This is a genomic window from Paenibacillus faecis, from assembly GCF_008084145.1.
Taxonomy (GTDB): Bacteria; Bacillota; Bacilli; order Paenibacillales; family Paenibacillaceae; genus Fontibacillus; species Fontibacillus faecis.
In genome coordinates this window covers 21,345-43,207 of record NZ_VSDO01000002.1, presented here as the reverse complement: position 1 = coordinate 43,207, position 21,863 = coordinate 21,345, and the positions used below count along the sequence as shown (strand labels likewise).

At 54.6% G+C, this 21,863-nt stretch carries 20 protein-coding genes; 4 read left to right on the top strand and 16 right to left on the bottom strand.

Features of this window, described 5'->3' with window-relative positions; translation table 11 throughout:
- Positions 1-94: 94 nt before the first annotated feature.
- The 4 genes from FRY98_RS08165 to FRY98_RS08150 form a co-directional block, all read right to left on the bottom strand.
- A complete protein-coding gene (locus tag FRY98_RS08165) occupies positions 95-301 on the bottom strand; it encodes a hypothetical protein (protein ID WP_148452582.1) in 207 nt (68 codons plus the stop codon).
- Between the two features lie 14 nt (positions 302-315).
- On the bottom strand, positions 316-837 hold the full coding sequence (locus tag FRY98_RS08160) for a PRC-barrel domain-containing protein (RefSeq protein ID WP_148451286.1): 522 nt from the start codon (positions 835-837) through the stop codon (positions 316-318).
- Positions 838-925: 88 nt separating this feature from the next.
- Complete coding sequence (locus tag FRY98_RS08155) at positions 926-2,077, bottom strand: cysteine desulfurase family protein (RefSeq protein ID WP_148451285.1); 1,152 nt, start codon at positions 2,075-2,077, stop codon at positions 926-928.
- A 167-nt stretch (positions 2,078-2,244) separates the two neighbouring features.
- Positions 2,245-3,126 carry a glycosyltransferase family 2 protein gene (locus FRY98_RS08150; protein WP_148451284.1) on the bottom strand — a complete coding sequence of 294 codons (882 nt, stop codon included), beginning with the start codon at positions 3,124-3,126 and terminating at the stop codon, positions 2,245-2,247.
- A 222-nt stretch (positions 3,127-3,348) separates the two neighbouring features.
- On the opposite strand from FRY98_RS08150, the gene FRY98_RS08145 reads away from it, so the two are divergent.
- A complete protein-coding gene (locus FRY98_RS08145) occupies positions 3,349-3,861 on the top strand; it encodes an SHOCT domain-containing protein (protein WP_148451283.1) in 513 nt (170 codons plus the stop codon).
- Between the two features lie 730 nt (positions 3,862-4,591).
- Here the strand turns inward: FRY98_RS08145 and cymR are convergent.
- Complete coding sequence (gene cymR / locus FRY98_RS08140) at positions 4,592-5,011, bottom strand: cysteine metabolism transcriptional regulator CymR (protein WP_148451282.1); 420 nt, start codon at positions 5,009-5,011, stop codon at positions 4,592-4,594.
- A gap of 291 nt (positions 5,012-5,302) precedes the next feature.
- Here cymR and mnmA point away from each other — a divergent pair, with 291 nt between their 5' ends.
- Positions 5,303-6,436, top strand: coding sequence for a tRNA 2-thiouridine(34) synthase MnmA (gene mnmA / locus FRY98_RS08135; RefSeq protein ID WP_148451281.1), 1,134 nt, complete (start codon positions 5,303-5,305; stop codon positions 6,434-6,436).
- A gap of 106 nt (positions 6,437-6,542) precedes the next feature.
- Here the strand turns inward: mnmA and FRY98_RS08130 are convergent, their stop codons facing one another.
- Complete coding sequence (locus FRY98_RS08130; RefSeq protein WP_148451280.1) at positions 6,543-7,853, bottom strand: replication-associated recombination protein A; 1,311 nt, start codon at positions 7,851-7,853, stop codon at positions 6,543-6,545.
- Between the two features lie 386 nt (positions 7,854-8,239).
- Here FRY98_RS08130 and FRY98_RS08125 point away from each other — a divergent pair, with 386 nt between their 5' ends.
- Both FRY98_RS08125 and FRY98_RS08120 read left to right on the top strand, forming a co-directional pair.
- On the top strand, positions 8,240-8,539 hold the full coding sequence (locus FRY98_RS08125; RefSeq protein ID WP_148451279.1) for a CD3324 family protein: 300 nt from the start codon (positions 8,240-8,242) through the stop codon (positions 8,537-8,539).
- Between the two features lie 140 nt (positions 8,540-8,679).
- Entirely contained in the window at positions 8,680-9,405 is a 726-nt protein-coding gene (locus FRY98_RS08120) for an HNH endonuclease (RefSeq protein ID WP_148451278.1), read from the top strand.
- A gap of 50 nt (positions 9,406-9,455) precedes the next feature.
- On the opposite strand, the gene FRY98_RS08115 is transcribed toward FRY98_RS08120, so the two are convergent.
- The 10 genes from FRY98_RS08115 to FRY98_RS08075 form a co-directional block, all read right to left on the bottom strand.
- Complete coding sequence (locus FRY98_RS08115) at positions 9,456-11,597, bottom strand: HelD family protein (RefSeq protein WP_148451277.1); 2,142 nt, start codon at positions 11,595-11,597, stop codon at positions 9,456-9,458.
- A gap of 903 nt (positions 11,598-12,500) precedes the next feature.
- Entirely contained in the window at positions 12,501-13,166 is a 666-nt protein-coding gene (locus FRY98_RS08110; protein ID WP_148451276.1) for a YdeI/OmpD-associated family protein, read from the bottom strand.
- Complete coding sequence (locus FRY98_RS08105; protein WP_148451275.1) at positions 13,163-13,915, bottom strand: tRNA threonylcarbamoyladenosine dehydratase; 753 nt, start codon at positions 13,913-13,915, stop codon at positions 13,163-13,165. Before FRY98_RS08105 ends, FRY98_RS08110 begins: the two co-directional genes overlap by 4 nt.
- A gap of 47 nt (positions 13,916-13,962) precedes the next feature.
- A complete protein-coding gene (gene aspS, locus FRY98_RS08100) occupies positions 13,963-15,741 on the bottom strand; it encodes an aspartate--tRNA ligase (protein ID WP_148451274.1) in 1,779 nt (592 codons plus the stop codon).
- Positions 15,742-15,821: 80 nt separating this feature from the next.
- Positions 15,822-17,069, bottom strand: coding sequence for a histidine--tRNA ligase (hisS, locus tag FRY98_RS08095; RefSeq protein WP_148451273.1), 1,248 nt, complete (start codon positions 17,067-17,069; stop codon positions 15,822-15,824).
- Positions 17,070-17,687: 618 nt separating this feature from the next.
- Entirely contained in the window at positions 17,688-18,149 is a 462-nt protein-coding gene (locus FRY98_RS08090) for a hypothetical protein (RefSeq protein ID WP_148451272.1), read from the bottom strand.
- A 78-nt stretch (positions 18,150-18,227) separates the two neighbouring features.
- Positions 18,228-18,734: a type 1 glutamine amidotransferase domain-containing protein gene (locus FRY98_RS08085; RefSeq protein ID WP_148451271.1), complete on the bottom strand. Its 507-nt coding sequence runs from the start codon at positions 18,732-18,734 to the stop codon at positions 18,228-18,230.
- Between the two features lie 168 nt (positions 18,735-18,902).
- Entirely contained in the window at positions 18,903-19,067 is a 165-nt protein-coding gene (locus tag FRY98_RS28395) for a hypothetical protein (protein ID WP_170287061.1), read from the bottom strand.
- Positions 19,068-19,152: 85 nt separating this feature from the next.
- The gene (gene dtd, locus FRY98_RS08080; RefSeq protein ID WP_148451270.1) at positions 19,153-19,611 is read right to left on the bottom strand and encodes a D-aminoacyl-tRNA deacylase; all 459 of its coding nucleotides are present in this window, start codon (positions 19,609-19,611) and stop codon (positions 19,153-19,155) included.
- Between the two features lie 40 nt (positions 19,612-19,651).
- Complete coding sequence (locus FRY98_RS08075; protein WP_148451269.1) at positions 19,652-21,826, bottom strand: RelA/SpoT family protein; 2,175 nt, start codon at positions 21,824-21,826, stop codon at positions 19,652-19,654.
- Positions 21,827-21,863: the final 37 nt, after the last annotated feature.

The window sequence follows — 21,863 nt, the reverse complement described above, 5'->3', positions numbered from 1 at the left end:
TCAATCCGCCGGGTTTCCGGAAAACGCAAAAAAGCCCTCTCCTCTGGGAGGAGAGAGCTTTCTACTATGATGATTTTAAGTTATCTACGTGCTGCTAGGACAGATGGATTTGGGGAAGATCTTGAGAAACCTCTTCTCCAAAAAACAAATCATCCAAAGAACTGAGGGTTCCGTCTTCTTCCACTTGGTAAACCGACATTTTCTCGCCATTTACCGTTAATTCGATAAAGCACCCCCAGCAATAAAACTGATGGGAGCCGATCTTGCCGATATCCTTGGAACTGCAGTTTGGACACTTCATCATCTACACATCACCTATCCATTAACAGAATTCATCGCCTTCTCCAACCGCTGCTCACTGTTTGGAGGGACCATGATCGCGTTTTCGCCCTTGGTCATGCCGGGGGTAAAAGGCAGCACTTTTCGCCCTTCCATCAGATCCGAGATAAACCCGTCGCTGACTTCTATTCCTGTAATTGTATTTCCCATTTCTTGGTCAAAATAAACATCTGTCACATGACCTATCAAAATCCCGTCCTCGGTGAGGAGCGGAAGTTCTTTCAATTTGCCGTTACCCGTGGAAAAGGTAAGCTGTATATTCTCGGCATCCCATTTGCGGATCGCCTGTTGATTGCGTATCATCACGGCATCTTCACCGTACGCTACAATATCTTCCCAGAGCACCACCTTCACCGTGGAGGTGAACATCGCTTTCCCCTCCAGCTGAATGCCGGTGATTCTCCAGTCATCATCCAGCAGGAAATCGAGAACTTTCCCGATCTGTTTGCCGTCTTCCACATCGAATACGGCCAAGCCTACCATCTCTTGAAGTTTCATGAGCACGGCTCCTCCTACTGTGGCAATCTCTTGCTGCAAGAACTCTCCGAAACTGACCTCCCTCCGAAAAAACTACAAAAGACGCCCATTATCTTCTTTTACGAAGACGGTTCAGGATGGTTCCAACTTTTTCGGCGGTAAGTTTCATTTCTTCAGTAGTATTACCCAAACCAAAGCTAAATCGAATCGCCGAGTTCAAAAAATTTATCGGCAAATTCATCGCTTCCAGTACGTGCGAGGGCTCCAGCGATCCCGAAGAGCACGCCGACCCGCTGGCCACCGCGATGCCCTCCATATCCAGATTCATCAGCATCGTCTCCGTGTCGCATTCCGGAAAGCTGACGTTGACGATATGGGCGAGCCGCCGGGTAGGGTGTCCGTTCACATGGAATCGCCCCGCCCCGACCTCTGTCTCCAGCGCATCGAGGAAAATCCGGCGGAGCTCTTCATCCCGTGCCGCGCGTCCGGGAAGTTGCTGCGCCGCCAGCTCGGCGGCCTTGGCGAATCCGGCGATCCCGGCCATATTCTCCGTGCCGGCCCGGCGTTTTCGCTCCTGCAGGCCTCCGAAAAGAATCGGTTCGATCACCAGTTCCCGGCTGACATAAAGCGCCCCTACTCCTTGCGGTCCGTTGATTTTATGCGCGGAAAAGCTCATCAAGTCGACCGGCAACTCCCCGAGCCGGATTTCCAGCGCTCCTAAAGCCTGAACGGCGTCCACATGAAAGACGATGCCCTTCTCCGCAGCCAGTGCGCCTATCTCCTCGATCGGCTGAATCGTGCCGACCTCATTATTGGCATACATCACGCTGATGAGAATCGTATCGGGACGGATCGCTTCCCGAACCTGCTCCGGATGTACTTGACCCTGGCGGTCGACCGGCAGATATGTAACCTCATAGCCCTGCTTCTCCAAACGCCCGCAGGCATGCAAAACCGCATGATGCTCGATCGCCGTCGTAATAATATGACGGCCGCGATCCTTCCGCGCTTCCGCCGCGCCGAACAGAGCCAGATTATCGCTCTCCGTTCCTCCGCTCGTAAACACGAGCTCGTCCGGACGGCAGCCGACCAGAGCGGCCAGCCGGTCCCGCGACCCGTTCACGAGTCTCTTGGCGGCGCGGCCGTAGGCATGGATGCTCGAAGCGTTCCCGTATTGCTCGCGCATGACGGTGACCATCGCCTCCGCCACTTCCGGATGAACGGGCGTGGAAGCCGCGTGGTCCAAATATATGGTTTTCATAGTATGGCAAGCCACCTTTGATCATATAAAATTAGGCAGTCGTTTAAGCGTGTTTTATTCTATATTATTTTAGTCAAAAAAACTACTGCCTATTAGCGTGAGTGTTGCCCATTTCGGAGCCCGCAACAAAAACCTCCTCCGGGAACCGCGGAGGAGGTGATCGTCGTTTAATACGGCAGATGGGAAATGCAACGGGATAACGCCATATTCAGCATCTCCTGATCGTAAACCCGATGCTTCGCGTTTTGTTCAAGCAGCCAGCGAGCGAAGCCAACGGCCCGAAAATAACCGGGATAATCCGCCGGATTAATATTGAAGTGTATAAAATCGAGCATAATTCGGTTTTCTTCGTCCGAAAGGTGTAAACCCAAGCGCGAAAACTGTCTTTGCCGGACTCTCCGGGCCGAATCGTCCTGGATCGCCCGATGCCTATGAGACACTTGTCCGCCATGTATACGATAATACAGCATGTTAACCGGCAGATTCGCCAATTTCGTCTGAAACGCCAGCCGGTTCCACAACTCATAGTCCTCGGCATGGGGATAATTGCTGTCGTACCGGATTCCCAGCCGGTGAACGATACGGTTCCGCATAATAACCGTCGGATGGGCGATGCAACAATGAAACAAGAGCCAGGTCTTGATCTCCTCATGGGAGGACGGATTGATTTTGGGCTTTACGTTTGCGGAGCTGGTGAACGCTCCCGCGCTAAGGCCTATATCCGGGTTCTGATCCATAAACGAAATCTGAATGTCCAACCGGTCCGGTGTGGAAACATCGTCGCCGTCCATGCGGACGATATACTCTCCCGTCGCCAAGCTTAATCCCTCATTAAGAGCCGAGACAACCCCGCGGTTTTGACGATGCAAAACTTTGCGAATCCGCGGGTCTTTAAACCGATCGATAAGCTCGGCCGAACCGTCCGTAGACCCGTCGTCGATGACGATCAGCTCAAAGTCCTTATAAGTTTGAACCAGCATGCTGTGAATGGCTTCCTGGACGAATGCCGCATTGTTATACACCGGCATGATTATAGATGCCCGTGGCACTGCCTCCACCTCCATTTCAAAGCGCTTGCTATACCTTATGAGAGGCATGCTTGTCCCGATTGGACTTCCCTGCCCGAAAATCCTTAAGAAATTTCTCCAAGGCCAACTTCTACTATAGAGGTACTCATTTTATGATAGTGATATAAATTTGGTAAAAAAGTAATAGATGTGCCTTACTATATTTGGTATCATTATTTCAAAAAATGGGGAGGAAAGTCGAATATGTCAAATTTGATGGGGAAATTACTCGAATCTGTAGATCAAAAGGACATCATTGCTTTTGCCGAAGGTATAAATGGACTGATTGCTGTAACTAAGAACGTAGTTTATTTACAGAGAGGAAAGTTGCTCGAACGGAAATCCTTAAAGACGTACATGATCAAAAGCATAACCTCCATTCAGACAAAAAAACCAAGCATGTTGGCAGCCGGTCATTTTCAGATTATTGCTAGTGGCTCCGGTGATGATACGAAGCGATTCGGTTCCGCTTTTGATTATGCTAAAGATGAAAACACGGTAATGATTCGTGGCAATTTTGATGATTTTAAGAAGATAGAACAACTAATTTATAAATTACAGAGCGAACCAAATCCGGCAGTATCGGTCGCACAAGCCGCCCCAACCAGTGAAGACGCCTTTACAAAACTAGAAAAACTGGCAAAACTAAAGGAGCAAGGAATCATCAGCGAAGAGGAATTTGAACTCAAAAAGAAAGAGATCTTGTCTCAAGTATGAGCATTGAGCATAAAAGCCCACAGCCATTAGGCCTGTGGGCTTAATTCATTGTTCTCGCTTTTTCTCAATTGTTCCGGTTATGCCTAGTGCCCCAGCAGACATTTTTACGCCCTGATTTTGTCGAATTCGGCTCAGCGCTTGGAAATAGCGGCTTTTTTAAGGCTCTATTTTAGGAAAAATCGTGTCAAAACCCACTAGCGCTGCATTAACCCGAGGGGACTAACGGCTGTAACAGCCTCCCTTTGAGCCGGACGGGGAAATAAGGGCTATTTGAGGCGCTATTTTGTCGAAATCGTCCTTTCCGTGTGAAATAGAGGTCCTTTGGGGCCTTATTTTTGGGAAAAGCGGGCCGAAACCTGATTTTGGGACCCGAACCAGAGCAATAAGGCCCCTTTTGGCCGCTATTTTACCCGCGAAAGCGAATTTGGCCGAAATAACGGCCCAAAAGGCCGCTATTGCAGCTACAGCGAAGGCCTAGAGAAATTGTGGTGGGGGCATGCATAATTAAGCCCGCTACGCCGAGGTGAAGAGTCTTAAAAACTCCCACTACGATGGCTGATGGGGCACTAGACAACAACTCTTATTTATCTTGACGTCATCCAAAAATGCCAACAACAACTCGGGGATGACTTTGAACGAGTCATCAATAACCAATTGCGGCAAGGTGCGGATTACAATTTTTGTCAAGCAATTTCCAATCTCTTTGAATAGACGGGATTTCTAATCCCTGTTAGATGTAGAACATGTAGTTCTCCTTCGCGCCCTTCTCTTCAAAGGAGATCAGATTCTCCAAGGTTGTGGAATCCAGCACTTCGGCGATACTGTCGCGAATTCGCAGCCACAAATCCCGTTTCGCGGGATCGTCTTCCTCCGTAAAATCCACCGGAGAAATCGGCCCTTCCAGCACGCGAATGATGTCGCCTGCCGTAATTTCGCTGGCCTCGCGGGACAAAATGTACCCGCCGTACGCGCCGCGAACGCTCTTGACCAAACCGGCATTGCGCAGCGGGGCGATCAGTTGCTCCAGATAATGCTCGGACAGCTGGTTCTTCTCCGCAATGCTCTTGAGGGAGGTCGGTCCTTCACCGAATTTAGCGGCCAACTCCATCATGATCGTCAGGCCATAGCGTCCTTTCGTGGAAATCTTCAAAGAAGCCACCTCTTTCAATTTTCAAATAATCTTTATATAATTGAACTTTGATCAATTAAGGATAGATATTGCTGTCTATTCCTATCATTAATCTTTGTTTATCGTAACATATCCCGCCTCTTTTTGGAAAACAAATCCGACCGGAATCCTGTATTTTATGTCCGCAATTTAACCTTTTCAAATCGGTTCCGCAGCGGCTGCCATACCCGATCAGGAGCAGCCCCGTATCCGTTTTTCGGATCTATGGTAAAATAACAATATGGCCCCAGGGGCCTAAAGGAGTGAAAAAAGATGAGCAAACCCAATCACGAAACCCGCGTCGTTGTCGGCATGTCCGGCGGCGTCGATTCCTCGGTAACCGCCCTGCTGTTAAAGCAGCAAGGGTACGATGTTATCGGCATATTTATGAAGAACTGGGACGATACCGACGAATTCGGTTATTGCACGGCCGAGGCGGATGCCGAAGATGTGCGCCGCGTCTGCGAACAGATTGATATCCCGTACTATACCGTCAATTTTGAAAAAGAATACTACGATAAAGTATTTGCCTATTTTCTTGATGAATATAAGCGCGGGCGCACGCCAAATCCGGACGTTATGTGCAACCGGGAAATCAAGTTCGGCGAATTTTTGAACAAAGCGCTGGATCTCGGCGCCGATTATGTGGCCACCGGGCATTATGCGCGCGTCGTGGAAGAAGCGGGCGTGTACAAGCTGCTGCGCGGCGTCGACAACAACAAGGACCAAACGTACTTTTTGAACGCGCTGAACCAGGAGCAGCTCTCCAAAGCGATGTTCCCGATCGGTCATCTGCCGAAGCCGGAGGTACGGCGCCTTGCCGAAGAGGCCGGACTTTATACCGCGAAGAAAAAAGACAGCACCGGGGTCTGCTTCATCGGCGAGCGGAATTTCCGCGAGTTCTTGAGCCATTATCTGCCGGCCAAATCCGGCGATATGGTCGATATCGTCTCCGGCGAGATCAAGGGCCGGCACGACGGTTTGATGTACTATACGCTCGGCCAGCGGCAAGGCCTCGGCATAGGCGGTTCGGGTACCGGCGAACCCTGGTTCGTCGCCGAGAAAGACCTGGAACGGAACATCCTGTACGTCGTTCAGGGCGACCAGCATCCGAGCCTCTATTCGACCGGGCTGACCGCGTCGGGCGTGAACTGGATCGCCGGGCAGGATCAACTGCCTCAGGGGCCTTTCAAGTGCACGGCCAAATTCCGCTATCGTCAGCCCGACCAATGGGTAACGGTAACCGCGCGGGAGGACGGAACGCTGTTCGTTCAGTTCGATGAGCCGCAAAAGGCGATTACCCCCGGACAAGCCGTCGTCTTTTACGATGGCGAAGTGTGCCTGGGCGGCGGCATTATCGAAGCGCCCGAGAAGCTGCCCGTGCCGGAGCTCGGCCGTCACCGTTAATCCGACCGCTTTCCGATAAAATCCCCGCCTTCCGGCTGCACACAGCCTGGAGGGCGGGGATTTTTTGTAAGTCCTGGTCTGGTCTCAAGAGAACGGAACCCGTACCCTATTCCCCTCTGCGCCGGAGCTCTTGATTATGCCGGATCTTGCTCTCGTTTCCCTGCTCCGTCGCATGGTAAAATGAGCGGCCCGCGAGGTTGGCCGGCAGGTAGTCCTGCTTTACATAGTGGCCGGGATAGTCGTGCGGGTACTTGTAGCCGGTGTGCCCCAGTTTGACCGCCCCTTTGTAATGGCCGTCCCGCAGGTGCAGCGGCACTTCCGCGCTCCTGACCTCTTCGATGGCCGCCATCGCATTGCCAATGGCCGCCACCACGCCGTTCGATTTCGGGCTCTCGACCGCGAACAGGATCGCTTGGGCGATGTTCAGTTTGGCCTCGGGCCACCCGTTGTGGCGGTAAGCCTCCAGGGCGCTGACCGCCTGCACCATGGCCTGCGGATTTGCGAGCCCGATGTCCTCGCTGCTGGCGGCGATCAGCCGCCGGATGAACGTCATCGGGTCCATCCCCAGTTTCTCGACGGCGTAGAGAAACCAGAACAACGCGGCGTCACTGGAGCCGCGGATGCTTTTGTGGAACGCGGAGAGGACATCGTACTGCGTCGACTCGTCCGCCTTGACCAGCGGGCGGCGAATCGACTCCTCCGCCACCTCGAGCGTGATATGGACGGTGCCGTCCCCGCGGGGCGGCGTCGTCATGGCGGCGAGCTCCAGCGCGTTGAGGGCCCGGCGGATATCGCCGTTGGCCATCTCCGCGATATGCCGGAGCGCCGCTTCATCGGTCTCGAGCTTCATGAAGCCGAGACCTTTCTCCGCATCGTCCAGCGCCCGGCGCATGGCGATGAGCGAATGCTCCTTCGTCAGCGGCTCCAGCTGGAAGAGCGTCGAGCGGCTTAACAAGGCCCCGTTCACATAGTGGAACGGATTCTCGGTCGTCGCGCCGATAAAGATAATCGTCCCCCTCTCCACCGCGGGAAGGAGGGCGTCCTGCCGCGAACTGTTGAAGCGATGGACTTCATCCAGGAACAGGATCGTTTTCGTGCCGTAGAACGCCTTATCGTTCTGCGCCTTCTCGATGACCTCCCGGACATCTTTCACGGAAGCGTCGACCGCATTGAGCCGTACAAATTCGGCCTGGGTGTGGTGGGAAATAATATGGGCCAGCGTCGTTTTGCCGCAGCCCGGAGGGCCGTACAGCAGAATCGAGGAAACCTGGTCGGCCTCAATGGCGCGACGCAGCAGCTTCCCCGGTCCGACGATATGCTCCTGCCCGATATATTCGTCCAGGGTTGTCGGCCGCATTCGGTCGGCCAGCAGCCGTCCCGACGGATCGCTTTCCCGGGAATAAGAGAATAAATCCATAAACTCACTTCCTCGGATCTTTTGTTATCGACTACACCATACTCATTCTAGCACATGAACGGTAAAAAACATTTATAAACGTTCTTTCGCTTTCTTCCCCGCCCCGAATATGAGTTAATATAGATGTCGGGCCGACGAATCACTGGAAAGGGGGCTGATCGAAGTGATTTCAGTGAGTGAGGTGGCTTCCGCATAACGCGGAAGCTCATGCGAGGGGGGCTGTATAGCCCCTCTTATTTCCGTTTGAAACCAAGTGTGTTAAGATAGACGCAAGCATTGCCAAAATCAGGGCAAACCAAATTTTACGCCGAAAGGGGGATTTACGACCATGCAAACTCATTTTGTCCGCCAAACTTCCATACCCAGGATCAAGGAGGATCATGATCGTGAACTACAAAAACGGGAAGGATGTGCTTCCCCCTAGGCTGCTGAAAGAACTTCAGAATTATATCCAAGGCGAACTGCTCTATATCCCCAAGCCGGAACGTTCCCGGGCATTATGGGGGGAGCTCAGCGGAACCCGCAAATCGATGGCCAAAAGAAATGAAGAAATCTATCGCTTATATCATTCGGGGCATACCGTCAGCGATCTGGCGGAGCGATTTTTTCTGTCCGACGAAAGCATCCGCAAGATCATTTGCAAAATGCGGATTTCCCTGAGGGAAACCGCAGCGGTTACCGAATAGAGATAGGCCGCCCGGATTATGCCGGGACGGCCTATTTGATTTGCGCAAAAATAAAGGTATGTTTAGGACTTAAGGCCGCAGGAAGGTATAATATACTTATAACGAATTTTATGATGCACTTGCGAACGAGGTGAACTCCTATGCGGACCGGCCCGAATAACCCGGACGAACTAGCCGAAGCCCCCGAAACGAACAACGGGGCGCTTCCCAAACATTTCAAACGCTGCGCCCGCTGCGGCGAAACCAAGCCGGTCTCCCATTTCCTGCGGCGTACCGGGAAACGCTCCGCCAAGGGAGCCCGCCGGGGCACCTGCCGAAGCTGCCGCGCCGATTTGAAACGGCTGGAGCAGCCCGTCCCCCGGCCGATCGAGCTCAAAGCGGCCGCGGTTGCGGCTGCGCCCAGGGGGAAGATGGCGGATACTCCGACCGAAGGGACGGCAATCCGTCCCCTGATGAAGCGCGCTCTACCCGCTCCCCCCGTTTCGGCCCCGGGCCCGGATCCCTCGGTGCTGCGCCCTAACCGCGAGGGGAAAATCTGGATGCGCGGCCGGACCGACAAAGGGAGCCGTTGGAACCAAGAAGTCGACCTTGAGCTTGCGGTTACCCTGGTGAAGGAACACACCGCCGTTGTCGTCAACCGCCATACGATCCGCCGCTTGTATAGCAACAAGGCTTTCCGCCGCTACATTTTGACCCGGGACCGGTATACTTGTTTTTTCTGCGGCGCCTATGGGGATACGATCGACCACCTTCTGCCGAAGGCCAAGGGCGGACATACGACGCCGATGAACTGCGTCTGCGCCTGCAGCGAATGCAATCAGAGCAAGGCCGACCGCAGCCTGGAGGACTTTATCGACGGTCGCTGAAGCCAAGTCTCCGCCGGTCCCCAATGGCCCCCGCGCTCTACCCATGCAGCTTAAACATCGGCTGACACTTTGTCCGGAACATACTCCGGCAGTTGATCGCCGTGCATCAGCCACAGCTCATGCAAAGCCCGCGTGCAGCCGACGTACAGCAGCCGGGCATCCTGCGGGCCGTAACGCGAGCGGTCCACATCCGTTACGAGGACGGCGTCGAACTCCAGGCCTTTGGACAAGTAGACCGGCAGCACGGAGATTCCCCCGGCATACTGCCGCTGGTCCCCGTCGATCAAATGAACGTCCCGCCCTTGGTCCATCAGATCGCGATGCAGCTCCTCCGCCTCGGACATCGTGCGGGTCAGCAGCGCCACCGTACGGTGCGTGCCGGCCAGCACCTGATCCAGGGCTTCCGAAATTGCCGCGAGGCGCTCCTCGCCAACCGCCGGCTTCAATTTCACCGGCTCTCCGCTGCGGAATACCGGAACCGCCAACAGGTCGGTGCCTACTCCCTTTTTCAAAATCTCATTGGCGAATTCGATGATCTCCATCGTCGACCGGTAGCTTCGGGTCAGCGCGAAATAAGCGGTCTCCTGGGGAGCGAACAAGGCCTGCATCTCCTCCCAAGTCCGGACCCCTTTGTAGTAATGGATGCCCTGCGACAGATCGCCGAGAATCGTGAAGGAATGCCCTTTAACGAACCGATCCAATACCGCGACTTGGAACGGACTGAAATCCTGGGCCTCGTCGATAACGACGTGGTCGAAGGTCAGGTTCCCCTCGATTTCCTGAATTCGGGAATGCAAGTAAAGCATGGCCGCCAAATCCTCGTCTTTGACCTGCCCCTTTTTCAGATAATCCCTCGTTTCTTTATAGATTCCCGCCGGTATGGCCGAAACGATCTCCCCGTCCGAGCCGTCCCCTTTTTTCCCGCCAAACGTTAAAAACAAGTTTTTGTACAGCGCCGCCGCCTCGAGCTCCGGCCACTTTTTGGCATAAGCCTTTTCCCGCTGCTGCGCTTTTTTCTTGCGTTCTTTCAGCGCGGTTGGGGAAGGCGATTTCTTCAGCTCCATCTCGATCCAACGGTGAATCCGGGCCAACACCCGCTCTTTGCGGCGGGCTGCCGGATAATGCTTGTATTCGCCCTCAAACCATTGCAGGATCGTTTCCCGGGGCAGCCGGTTTCCGTCCCAGGGCTCAAAATCCCCATCGGGTACACAGCCGCTCTCGATCCGCTCCAGATAGCGGTCTAGAACCGCTTGGAAGGCGAGCGCTCCCTTGTACCGGCCGGGAAGGGCTTCGTCGTCCGGCCGCTCCCCGTTAGGCTCTCCGCGGTCGAACCAGCGGGTCAGCGTATCCGCGCCGTCGGTCGGCGCCTCTTCCAATCCGAGGACCCGGGCCGCCCAGTCGCCGAAGGTGCTCTGCTGGATGTCTCCAACCCCCAGCTCGGGCAATACCTCTGAAATATAGTCGATAAACATATGGTTCGGTGCAAAAATAACCATCCGCTCCGCCTTGATTTGCTCCTTGTACTGATACAGCAAAAAAGCGAGCCGGTGCAGCGCCACCGTCGTTTTTCCGCTTCCGGCCACGCCCTGGATAATGAGAGCGGTGTTTTTGGCCGCCCGGATGATCAGATCCTGCTCCGCTTGAATCGTGGAAACGATGTCACGCAGCCGGTTGTCTTTGTTTTCGCCGAGGCGGTACACCAGGAACTCGTCGGATACGGCCGGGCCCTCGCTGTCCTTGTTGAACGTGTCCACGACCCGCTCCAGAATGCCCTTGCGGATGACGATATTCCGCTTCAAATACACAAGCCCCTCGATCAACCCTTCGGGCGCCTCATAAGCCGCCGAGTCCCCGCCGGTAAACGAGTAAAACAGGCTGGCCACCGGAGCGCGCCAATCGATGATCAGCGGCTTTCTTCCGTCGGCGTCAGCCACCCCCACTTTGCCGATGTACAGAGGGGACGCCTCCTTCCCCCGTTCCTCAAAATCCAGGCGGCCGAAGTAAGGCTCGCGGACGGATTTTTCCAACTGCTGCCGCTGGGCTTCCCGGCCCGATTCCAAAATTTGCTCCGTAAAATCATGGCCCGTATACACGGGGATGCTGCGGAGCTCCCGAAGCCTGGCTTCCACCTCGTCCAGCGTCCGGTCCAGCCGTTCTTTTTCTTCTTGATAGGCACTTTGAAACTGTTCCATTTCAGTTACCTCCTAAGGTTTAGTATTCCGTCTGCGCTCCGGCCGATTCGGTGTGGCTCTGGCTGTCCTGCTCCGAAGTCAAAAGGATTTATATTATAGCATGTGAGGACGGAAAAAAGCGAATCTGTCTGCCAAAGCTAGTAGTGCCCCATCAGACATCGTAGGGAAAATGAAAATATGCTGCTTCAACTCCGATTTGGAGTGAGACTCTCGATAAGCACGTAGCCTCATGCCCACAGACATCCAGATTCGTATTTTTAGCCCATGATTATCAAGACTCCAGCGCGTACCTAAACACTCCAACTCCAAAAAGATGCAAATCTGCAAGCATTTATCACTGGCGTTGCATTAAAACTAACATGGTGCTGCCGATCCGCAATCTTTCTTGCCGCCTGTTATGATAGCGGGGTTTTGGGCCGTTATTTCGACCCAATATGCGTTTTCGGGAAAAATAGCGGTCAAAAAAGGCCTTATTTCCCTGGTGCGAACCCAAAAATCCGGTTTTTGCCCGACTTCTCTAAAATAAGGCCCCAAAAAACCTCTATTTCACACGGAGAGGACGATTTCGACAAAATAGCGCCTTAAATGACCGTTATCCTCTCGCCCGGCTTCAAAGGGAGGCGATTACGGCCATTAGACCCTTCGGGTTAATGCAACGCTAGTGGGTATTTATAGCGATTTTAGAGAAACGAGCAGGTTTCGTTAAAAATTCCAGCAGAATTGCTGGGATTTACATTTTTTTGTTCCGAACAACAAAAAAACATGCAGATATGCAGGCATTCGATGTTATCAAGGTTGCCTGACGGGAGACACCCGGCAGCTAGCCCGTTCGCACAAAAAAGCGCAGGTTCGATGTTCCCATCAAACCTGCGCTAATCTGCGTCCGCTTATGCATTTTTAACGTCATGCTTTGTCCGAAGGACGTTTCAAGCCCAGCTTCAGCTTCTCTATCGTTTGGGCGACCCGGTTCTCCCGCGTTTCCGCTCGCTTGGCGGCCGTGATCCACTCGATATACGCTTTCCGGTGAGACGGCGCCAGCTCGTCAAAAAACTTCGCGGCCCGCGGCTCCTTCCCGAGCGCCGCCATCAAATCCTCCGGCGTCTCGACCGGCGCCGCCGGAGCGCGCTTCGCCTTGGCCCCTTCCGCCCCGGCCGTCCGCCGGGTGGAGGTCGGCCTCAGCTTTACCAGCTCCGCCGGCCGAAACCGCATCGCGGACCATACCGCGTCCAGCGACACCAGCGCGATGCCGTCGTACCCGGAGGCTTTGACGGTCTCCCAACCTTTGTCCCGGGTCAGATCGGTTCCCGCCTTGGCGCCTCCCTTCGGATAGCAAAGCCACAACAGCCCGTCCGGCTTGATGGCACGCAGCGCAGCCGGAGCCTCTTCCTCCACGTCCCGGATCGAACGAAAAAACATCTGTACGTAGTCGTAGCTTCCGGCCAGGCTTTCGTCCAAAACGGTATGCGCCGGGCTTAAGCCCAACTGCTCCACATATCCCTCCGGCGCGTTCAGCACCAGCGCACGGCCGCTCTCGGGAAGCCGCAGCTTCTTGATCAGCTCCGGAATCATACGCGTACTCCTCCGGCCTCCAACAGCTCGCGTACGGCCACGCTGACCATGATCAAGCCGACGACCGGCGGTACAAACGAGTTGCTCGCCGGCGGCTGCTTCGCTTTGCGAATTTTCGCTCCGGCCGGGGCGATCTTTTCGGTGACGTCCGCGCGGGGTTTCACCGGCTGTTCCGTGGAGAACACGACTTTGACGCCCTTCTTGATGCCGTCTTCCCGCAGCTTGGTGCGGATCACCCGCGCCATCGGATCCATATGGGTTTTGGAAATATCGGCGACCTGAAATTTCGTCGGGTCCATTTTGTTGGCCGCACCCATGCTCGACAAGATCGGAATTTTGCGTTTCCGGCATTCCTTGATCAGATGGATTTTGTACATGATCGTATCCGACGCGTCAAGCACGTAATCGATGTCGTATTTAAACAACTCTTCATACGTCTCTTCCGTGTAAAACATGTTCAAAGCGATCGTCTCGCACTCGGGATTGATCAGCTTAACCCGTTCGCACATCAGATCCGCTTTTTTCTGGCCGATCGTGGTCGTCAAGGCATGGATCTGGCGGTTAATGTTGGTGACGTCGACTACGTCTTTGTCGATCATGATGATCCGGCCGATCCCGGTCCGGGCCAGCCCCTCGACCGCCATGGCGCCGACGCCGCCGACGCCGAGGACGGCCACCGTACTCTTCTTCAGGATATCCAGACCCTCGGCGCCGATGGCCAGCTCTGTTCGTGAAAATTGATGAAGCATGTGTAGGCTAACCTCCTATCCAGGTTTGGCTTCGATTTATTCCGAACTTACTTCTTCTCTTCAGCCGGCTTTTTGGCCACCTTGATATGCAGATCTTCCAACTGAGCCGATTTGACTTCGGACGGAGCATTCATCAAAGGATCGGCAGCGCTTTGCGTTTTCGGGAAAGCGATCGTTTCGCGCAGGTTGGAGCGGCCGGCCAGCAGCATCACCAGACGGTCGAAGCCGAAGGCGAAACCGCCGTGTGGAGGCGTACCGTATTCAAAGGCGTCCAGCAGATAACCGAACTTATCTTGGGCCTCTTCCGGCGATAAACCGATGGCATTGAACATTTTCTCCTGCACCTCGCGTTTATAGATCCGCATGGAACCGCCGCCGACTTCGTAGCCGTTCAGGACAAGGTCATACGCTTGGGCCAGGATTTGTCCAGGATCGGTATCGAAGAGCGGAAGATCCTCTTCGCGCGGACGGGTGAACGGATGGTGCTCCGCCACATAACGCTTCTGCTCTTCGTCCCAGCCGAGCAGCGGGAAGTCGACGACCCATGCGAATTTGTAGACGCTGTCGTCGATCAATCCGAGCTGACGTCCGATCTTCAGCCGAAGCGCGCCCAGAACGTCGGCCACGACCTTCTTGTTATCCGCCGAGAAGAGAAGCAGGTCGCCTTCTTCCGCGCCCGTGCGCTCCTTCAGCGCCTCGATTTCCTGCTCGGTGAAGAACTTGACGATCGGACCGCGGAATTCCCCTTCTTTCACCTGAATCCACGCCAGGCCTTTCGCGCCGTAGCGGGCGGCAAACGGGCCGAGGTCGTCGATTTCCTTCCGGCTCCAAGTTCCGCAGCCCTTGGCGTTCAATACTTTGACTTCGCCGCCCTTTTCAATGACGGAAGCGAACACTTTGACCCCGCTGGTGGCGACCAGATCGCTGACGTTCACCAGTTCCAGCCCGAAGCGCAAATCCGGTTTGTCGGAACCGTATTTGCCGATCGCGTCGGCATAGCTCAGCCGCTGGAACGGCGTTTCGATGTCCAAGCCCTTGGTTTCCTTGAACAGGCGGGCCACCAGTTTTTCTATCATGTCCAGAAGCTCGTCCTGACTAAGGAACGACGTCTCGATGTCGACTTGCGTAAATTCCGGCTGGCGGTCGGCCCGCAAATCCTCGTCCCGGAAACAGCGGGCGATCTGGTAATAACGTTCCACGCCGCTGACCATGAGCAATTGCTTATACAATTGCGGGGATTGCGGCAGGGCGAAGAATTCGCCGGGGTGCACACGGCTCGGCACCAGATAGTCCCGGGCGCCTTCCGGCGAGCTTTTCGTCAAAATCGGCGTTTCCACCTCGATAAAGCCTTCGCCGTCGAGGAAATCGCGGAACACTTTGGCCGCTTTGGAACGCAGCCAGAGCGTCTTCTGCATTTCCGGACGGCGCAGGTCCAGATAACGGTATTTCAGGCGCAAAGCCTCATCGACCTCAATCCCGTCTTCGATGAAGAAAGGTGGCGTTTTGGCCGAGTTCAGCACGTCGATTTCCGTTACGCGGACTTCAACTTCGCCGGTCGGCAGATTCGGGTTGACGGTCTCCGCATCCCGTTTTACAACTTCGCCGCGGACGGCCAGCACATATTCGGTGCGGACTTTATCCGCCGTTTGCAGCGCTTCTCCGGAGTAAGCCGGATTAAAGACGATTTGAACGATCCCGCTGCGGTCGCGCAGGTCGATAAACAAGACGCCTCCAAGGTCGCGGCGGGTTTGGACCCAGCCGTTCAGGGTAACGGTTTCTCCGATATTTGCGGTCGTCAGGGATCCGCATTGATGCGTACGTTTCATACAGGTATGACTCCTTCACTTTTAATATGGTGCTATAATAAAAATTTCCAACGTAGAAGATCCTTCGCTTGCTCCTTCGTTTACTTCCGCAGCAAGTCGATCCACTCCGCCAGCTTTACAGTGTTTTGTTCGCCCGTTTCCATCGATTTCAGGGCAATTTCGCCGCGCTCCAGTTCATCGTCGCCCAGAATGGCCGTATACCGGGCCTGCATCCGGTCGGCGGACTTCATTTGGGCTTTCATTTTGCGTCCCAAATAGTCCCGTTCGCCCGAGAAGCCGGCCTGCCGCAGCTTGAACAACTGCGTCGTGATCTCCTTGTCCGCCGCTTCGCCAAGCGATACCAGGTAAACATCCAGCGGCTTGACCGCGTCCGGGCCGATCCCCTGTTTCTCCAAGATCAGCGCGATCCGCTCGAGTCCAAGCGCCATGCCGATTCCCGGCTGGTCCGGCCCGCCGACGTCGGCGACGAGGCCGTTATACCGGCCTCCCCCGCCGATCGTATCGATCGCTCCGATCCCTTGCGCTTTATATTCGAACGCGGTGTGCGTGTAATAATCCAGGCCGCGGACAAGCCGGTGATTGATGACATAATCCACTTCCATCGCGGTCAGCAGTTCCTGAACCTTGGCGAAGTGAGCGGTGCATTCCTCATCCAGGCTGTCCAGGATCGACGGGGCCCCTCCGAATTTATCCTGGTCGACTTTGCAATCCAGCACGCGCAGCGGATTTCGCTCCATCCGCGATTGGCAATCCTTACAGAGCGTGTCCTTCATCGGTGTCAGAAACGCCAGCAGCTTCTCGCGATAAGCGGCCCGACTGGCCGGATTTCCTACCGAGTTGATCTCCACCTTCACCTCTTTCAATCCCAGCTCCCGGCAATACTGAAAGCCCAGAGCCACGACCTCCGCGTCGATCGCCGGGTCCGTCGCGCCGAAGGCTTCGACGCCGAACTGGTGGAATTGGCGCTGGCGGCCCGCCTGCGGACGCTCATAGCGGAACATCGGCCCGATATAATACAATTTCGTCACGTCCGGTTCGCCGTACAATTTATTCTCCACATAAGAGCGTACCACGCCGGCCGTGCCTTCCGGACGCAGAGTCATCCAGCGCTCCCCTTTATCCTGAAACGTGTACATCTCCTTCTCCACGATATCCGTCGTTTCGCCGACTCCCCGTTCAAATAGCGAGGTTTGCTCGAACATCGGCGTCCGGATTTCCCGGTAATTGAAACGGCGGCAAAGATCGCGGGCTTTGTCTTCGATCCATTGCCACTTTTCCACCGTGCCCGGGAGCAAATCCTGTGTGCCCGTCGGTTTCTGAAACGCCATAATCCCATCCTCCATCTCTCTTGATTCTGTTTGGTTTGCGAAGTTTTGGAAATAAAAAAACTCCCGCTCCTGTTCATCACAAACAGGGACGAGAGATTGGTTACCCATTCACCCGTGGTGCCACCCACATTCCGGATTCCGGCGCCGCATTTCGCCGCCAAAGATCCGCTCAAAAGCGGTTAACGCCCGCCTGCGCCGTACGTCTACTCTGCCTCAAGTCCTATGGACTTCGCGCATTTTCGCCGTCAGTTCTCGGGGAAGTCTTTCGTTCAATCATCACCGGAATCCTTCCAGCCTGGCCTGCGGGGCCGCTTCTCGAACATTGCGGCCTTACGGGCAGGGATTCCTCTCTGCGGGTGTGGGGTTGAAGTACTTTGTCCCGTCATCAAATCGGTTTGAAACTGTATATTTCCTGATTTTAAGGAATTGCAGTAACAAAGTCAAGCCCAATCCAAAGAAAAAAACCTGCACCAACGGGGCACAGGTCCAAAAGGTAAATATATTAAAAGGGGGTCATGCTGTTATTATAAACAGGCTTTGTTAAAGGAACATGAACCGAATATTACAGTTACATTACAAAGATCTTCCGCTGTTGTTTCCGGATGAAACCAACACAATCTAATCCAAATGCTCCACATAGGCGCCTTGCATGCGAAGTTTTCTAACGATAGCGTCGTAATCGGAATCCCTGACCTTCGCGGTTAACACAACCTTCAGATCCTCGTAATCCCCATCGTCCGCATGGGCCACATCCACCACGGGATCCGGTTCGGCAGCCTCCGCTTGCGTCCGTTCCCCGCCCGCTGTCTCGTTATCGTCGGTACGGTCCGTCATGGCCACGACGGGGACGACACCCTGCGCGGATACGGTGCCCGGCACGCCGACCGATCCGTAGGTTCCGCCGGTATTCACCCCGGATCCGTTAAGGGGGAGCAGCGGAACGAGAATATTGCTGTTTCGGCCGATCGTCCGATCCAGCGATCCGACCTCGACTTGTTCCGTTTCATAGGGAAGCAAGCTGGTCCTTGCTCCCTCCGCCTGGTCTTCCGTCTTAAAGTAAGCCTGAATATGTTTGGACATGTCGATCTCTCCTTTAGAACCGCAATTGGATTTGCCGCCCCGACCATTCATGTATGTCAACCGCTCCAGGATGACCGGTTACAGCTTCTTTAACAGCTCCCGGACGAACGCCGGCTCGTCCTTCGGCGTCCGCGATGTGACAAAATTGCCGTCCACAATGACTTCCTCGTCGCGGAACTCCGCCCCGGCGTTAATCATATCATCCTGCAGCGGCGGATAGCAGGTAACGATTCTTCCTTTAAGCAATCCGGCGCTGATCAGAATCTGCGGACCGTGGCAAATCGCCGCGATCGGTTTGCCCGAGGCGTTGGCCTGAGTCACAAATTTCTTGATGTCGGCATTGAGCCGCAGGTTTTCCGGAGAGGAGCCTCCCGGTATGACGACGGCGTCGTAATCCTCGGCGCTCACCTCGGATATGGCCTTCTCCGCCGTATATTCCGCCTTCCCCTGCTTGCCTTTCAGGGTCTTGCCGGCCTTTAGTCCGATGATGTCGGCTTGGTGGCCGGCCTTTTTCACTTCTTCATACGGTACCTGCATTTCCGAATCTTCAAACTGGTTTGCCAGCAAAAACGCTACCTTGCTCATTTCTCCATTCCCTCCCGAAAGTTCTTTTGCTTTGTTATTACCCGAACGAACGGAGATTATAACAGGAACAAAGATCGCCCGCGCTTCCGGAAAGAGTCAAAGGATAAATCCAAGGAAATTCCCGGCGAAAAAACAAAATGCCCCGGAGGGTTCCGGGGCATTTCCTTGTCAGCTTCCGGGTCTGGGAATAAACTCGCCGGAAGGCTTGATCTGACGGACGTGATGAAGTTGTTCTTCTTCGGCCAGGCGCATCGCCGTCCAGGCTTCGCCGCGGTGTCCCGCGGGCATGAGCGGCAGACTCTGCCAGACCCTGGATTTCATGGATTGGCGCATCGGTTGGATCGGACTCCTTTAGAGGGAGAATTTCACTGCCATCTTAAGGTTGTCCAATAGGTTGCCGATCTATCCCCTAACCCCGTTACCGTCCGTCCGCAGGCGCGGGATGCTCAAGAATCAGGGTGACCGGCCCCCAGTTGGTCAGTTCCACGTCCATATCCGCCCCGAACCGGCCGGTTTCGACGACAAGCCCTTTTTGACGCAAGAGCTCGTTAAACCGGTCATACAGGGGAGCCGCCGTTTCCGGACGAGCCGCAGCCACAAAGCTCGGCCGTTTCCCTTTTCGGCTATCTCCGTATAGCGTGAATTGGGATACCGACAAAATGGCACCCTCCACGTCCAATACGCTAAGATTCATCTTCCCGTCGCCATCTTCGAAAATGCGCAGGCCGGCGATTTTCTCCGCCAGGTAAGCGGCGTCCTTCTCCGTGTCCTCGTGGGTTACCCCGACGAGCAGCATCAACCCGGGTCCGATCGAACCTACGGTTTCGCCGGCAACCGTAACCTTGGCCCGTTTGCAGCGCTGAACTACGATCCTCATTGCTTGTTGACTCCTCAAAATAAAAAGTGTGTTCTTGGCGTTACTGCATGATGCGATGCACGGTGTAAACATCTTTCACGCGCTTGATTTTTTCCACGACCGACTGCAAATGATCGGTATTCCGGATCAAAATCGTCATATGCACCAAGGCCATTTTGTTTTTGTCCGAGCGTCCGGAGACCGCCGAGATGTTCGTCTTGCTTTCGGAGACCGCCTGCAGCACCTCATTAAGGAAATTCCGGCGATCATGGCCCGTAATCTCAATGTCCACGCTGTAGTTGGCCTCGATGGCGTGCTCCCACTCCACCTCGATGACGCGGGCCGCTTCTTCCCCGTCGTTACCGCCCGGGATATTCGGACAATCGCTGCGATGCACGGAAACGCCGCGTCCGCGGGTAATATAGCCGACGATGTCGTCGCCCGGCACCGGGTTGCAGCATCTGGCAAACCGTACAAGCAGGTTGTCGATTCCTTTGACGACCACCCCGTTGGTTGGGCGGGGCTTCCGTTCCTCGGCGGCTTTCACTTCCTTCACTTCGGAAGTCAGTTCGATCGAATGGCTATCCTCCTGCTCTTTGCGGAGCTTCTCGGTAAGCTTGGTCACGATCTGCGCGGCCGTGATTCCGCCGAATCCGACGGCCGACAGCATATCGTCCACATCGTTAAAAGCAAATTTCTTGCAGGCCTCCATCATCTTGTCGTCCGACATCCAGGCGGACGGTTCAATTCCCGCACGCTTCAGTTCGCGCTCGATCGCTTCGCGTCCCTTCTCGACATTCTCCTCGCGCTTCTCTTTCTTGAACCACTGTTTGATTTTGCTGCGCGCGTGGGAGGACTGGGCGATCTTGAGCCAGTCCTGACTCGGCCCGTACGAATGCTTCGATGTTAAAATTTCAACGATATCTCCGGTCTTCAGCCGGTGGTCCAGCGGCACGATCCGTCCGTTGACCTTCGCGCCGATCGTCCGGTTGCCGACCTCGGTATGAATCCGATAAGCGAAGTCCAGAGGAACGGAACCCGACGGAAGCTCGATGACTTCGCCGGATGGCGTAAACACGAAAACCAGATCCGTGAAGAAGTCCATCTTCAACGACTCCACGAATTCGGACGCATCCTTGGCTTCGTGTTGAAGCTCCAGAATTTCGTTGAAGAAGGTCATTTTCTTCTCCGGCCCTCCGGTTTCGGGCCCTTCCTTATAGGCCCAGTGCGCCGCGATCCCGTATTCCGCCGTTCGATGCATCTCCCAAGTGCGGATCTGCACTTCCGTCGGCTCGCCGTTCGGTCCGACGACCGTCGTATGGAGCGACTGATACATATTGGCCTTGGGCATCGCGATATAATCCTTAAAACGCCCCGGCATCGGTTTCCATAAGGTATGGATAATTCCCAGGGTCGCATAACAATCTTTAATATTGTCAACGATAATCCGAATCGCCAGCAGATCGTATATTTCGTTGAACTGCTTGTTCTTCGTCGTCATCTTCTTGTAGACGCTGTAAATGTGCTTGGGACGGCCGGATAAATCGGCTTCCACGCCCATCTCATCCAGCTTTTCGGCAATCCGCGAAATGACGCTTTCGATGTATTCCTCGCGTTCCGCCCTTTTTTTGCGCATTAAATTAGCGATCCGGTAGTACTGCTGCGGATTCAAGTATCTCAGCGCGATATCTTCCATTTCCCACTTGATCGCCGAAATCCCGAGCCGGTTCGCAATCGGACAAAAGATCTCCAGCGTTTCATAGGCGATGCGGCGCTGACTTTCTTCGGATTGGTATTTCAGCGTGCGCATGTTATGGAGACGGTCGGCCAGCTTAATGACGATCACCCGGATATCCTGTGCCATGGCGATGAACATTTTCCGGTAGTTTTCATTTTGCTGCTCTTCCTTGGACCGGAACTTGATGCGTTCCAGCTTCGTCAATCCGTCCACGAGCAGGGCGCAGTCCTTGCCGAAGTGCTCCTCGATTTCCTTAAGGGAAACCGTAGTGTCTTCCACGACATCGTGAAGAAGCGCCGCAATGATGGACAAAATGTCCATTTGCATGCTAACGACAATTTCCGCCACCGCCAAGGGGTGCAGAATATAAGGTTCGCCGGATTTCCGCACTTGTCCGTGATGGGCCTGATCCGCGAAATCATAGGCTTCCCGGATGCGCTCCAAATCGGGTTCTTTAATATAGGCGGACGCCTTTTCAAGTAATCGCTCTATGCCCATTGAATCCTGCTCGAGTCCTTTCTATATGAAAATAAAC

What these genes read in the sequence shown, in the direction of transcription:
- FRY98_RS08165 (WP_148452582.1), bottom strand. Translation starts at nt 301, where the DNA reads ATGAAGTGTCCAAACTGCAGTTCCAAGGATATCGGCAAGATCGGCTCC.
- FRY98_RS08160 (WP_148451286.1), bottom strand. Translation starts at nt 837, where the DNA reads ATGAAACTTCAAGAGATGGTAGGCTTGGCCGTATTCGATGTGGAAGAC.
- FRY98_RS08155 (WP_148451285.1), bottom strand. Translation starts at nt 2,077, where the DNA reads ATGAAAACCATATATTTGGACCACGCGGCTTCCACGCCCGTTCATCCG.
- FRY98_RS08145 (WP_148451283.1), top strand. Translation starts at nt 3,349, where the DNA reads ATGTCAAATTTGATGGGGAAATTACTCGAATCTGTAGATCAAAAGGAC.
- mnmA (WP_148451281.1), top strand. Translation starts at nt 5,303, where the DNA reads ATGAGCAAACCCAATCACGAAACCCGCGTCGTTGTCGGCATGTCCGGC.
- FRY98_RS08130 (WP_148451280.1), bottom strand. Translation starts at nt 7,853, where the DNA reads ATGGATTTATTCTCTTATTCCCGGGAAAGCGATCCGTCGGGACGGCTG.
- FRY98_RS08120 (WP_148451278.1), top strand. Translation starts at nt 8,680, where the DNA reads ATGCGGACCGGCCCGAATAACCCGGACGAACTAGCCGAAGCCCCCGAA.
- FRY98_RS08115 (WP_148451277.1), bottom strand. Translation starts at nt 11,597, where the DNA reads ATGGAACAGTTTCAAAGTGCCTATCAAGAAGAAAAAGAACGGCTGGAC.
- FRY98_RS08110 (WP_148451276.1), bottom strand. Translation starts at nt 13,166, where the DNA reads ATGATTCCGGAGCTGATCAAGAAGCTGCGGCTTCCCGAGAGCGGCCGT.
- FRY98_RS08105 (WP_148451275.1), bottom strand. Translation starts at nt 13,915, where the DNA reads ATGCTTCATCAATTTTCACGAACAGAGCTGGCCATCGGCGCCGAGGGT.
- aspS (WP_148451274.1), bottom strand. Translation starts at nt 15,741, where the DNA reads ATGAAACGTACGCATCAATGCGGATCCCTGACGACCGCAAATATCGGA.
- hisS (WP_148451273.1), bottom strand. Translation starts at nt 17,069, where the DNA reads ATGGCGTTTCAGAAACCGACGGGCACACAGGATTTGCTCCCGGGCACG.
- FRY98_RS08090 (WP_148451272.1), bottom strand. Translation starts at nt 18,149, where the DNA reads ATGTCCAAACATATTCAGGCTTACTTTAAGACGGAAGACCAGGCGGAG.
- FRY98_RS08085 (WP_148451271.1), bottom strand. Translation starts at nt 18,734, where the DNA reads ATGAGCAAGGTAGCGTTTTTGCTGGCAAACCAGTTTGAAGATTCGGAA.
- FRY98_RS28395 (WP_170287061.1), bottom strand. Translation starts at nt 19,067, where the DNA reads ATGCGCCAATCCATGAAATCCAGGGTCTGGCAGAGTCTGCCGCTCATG.
- dtd (WP_148451270.1), bottom strand. Translation starts at nt 19,611, where the DNA reads ATGAGGATCGTAGTTCAGCGCTGCAAACGGGCCAAGGTTACGGTTGCC.
- FRY98_RS08075 (WP_148451269.1), bottom strand. Translation starts at nt 21,826, where the DNA reads ATGGGCATAGAGCGATTACTTGAAAAGGCGTCCGCCTATATTAAAGAA.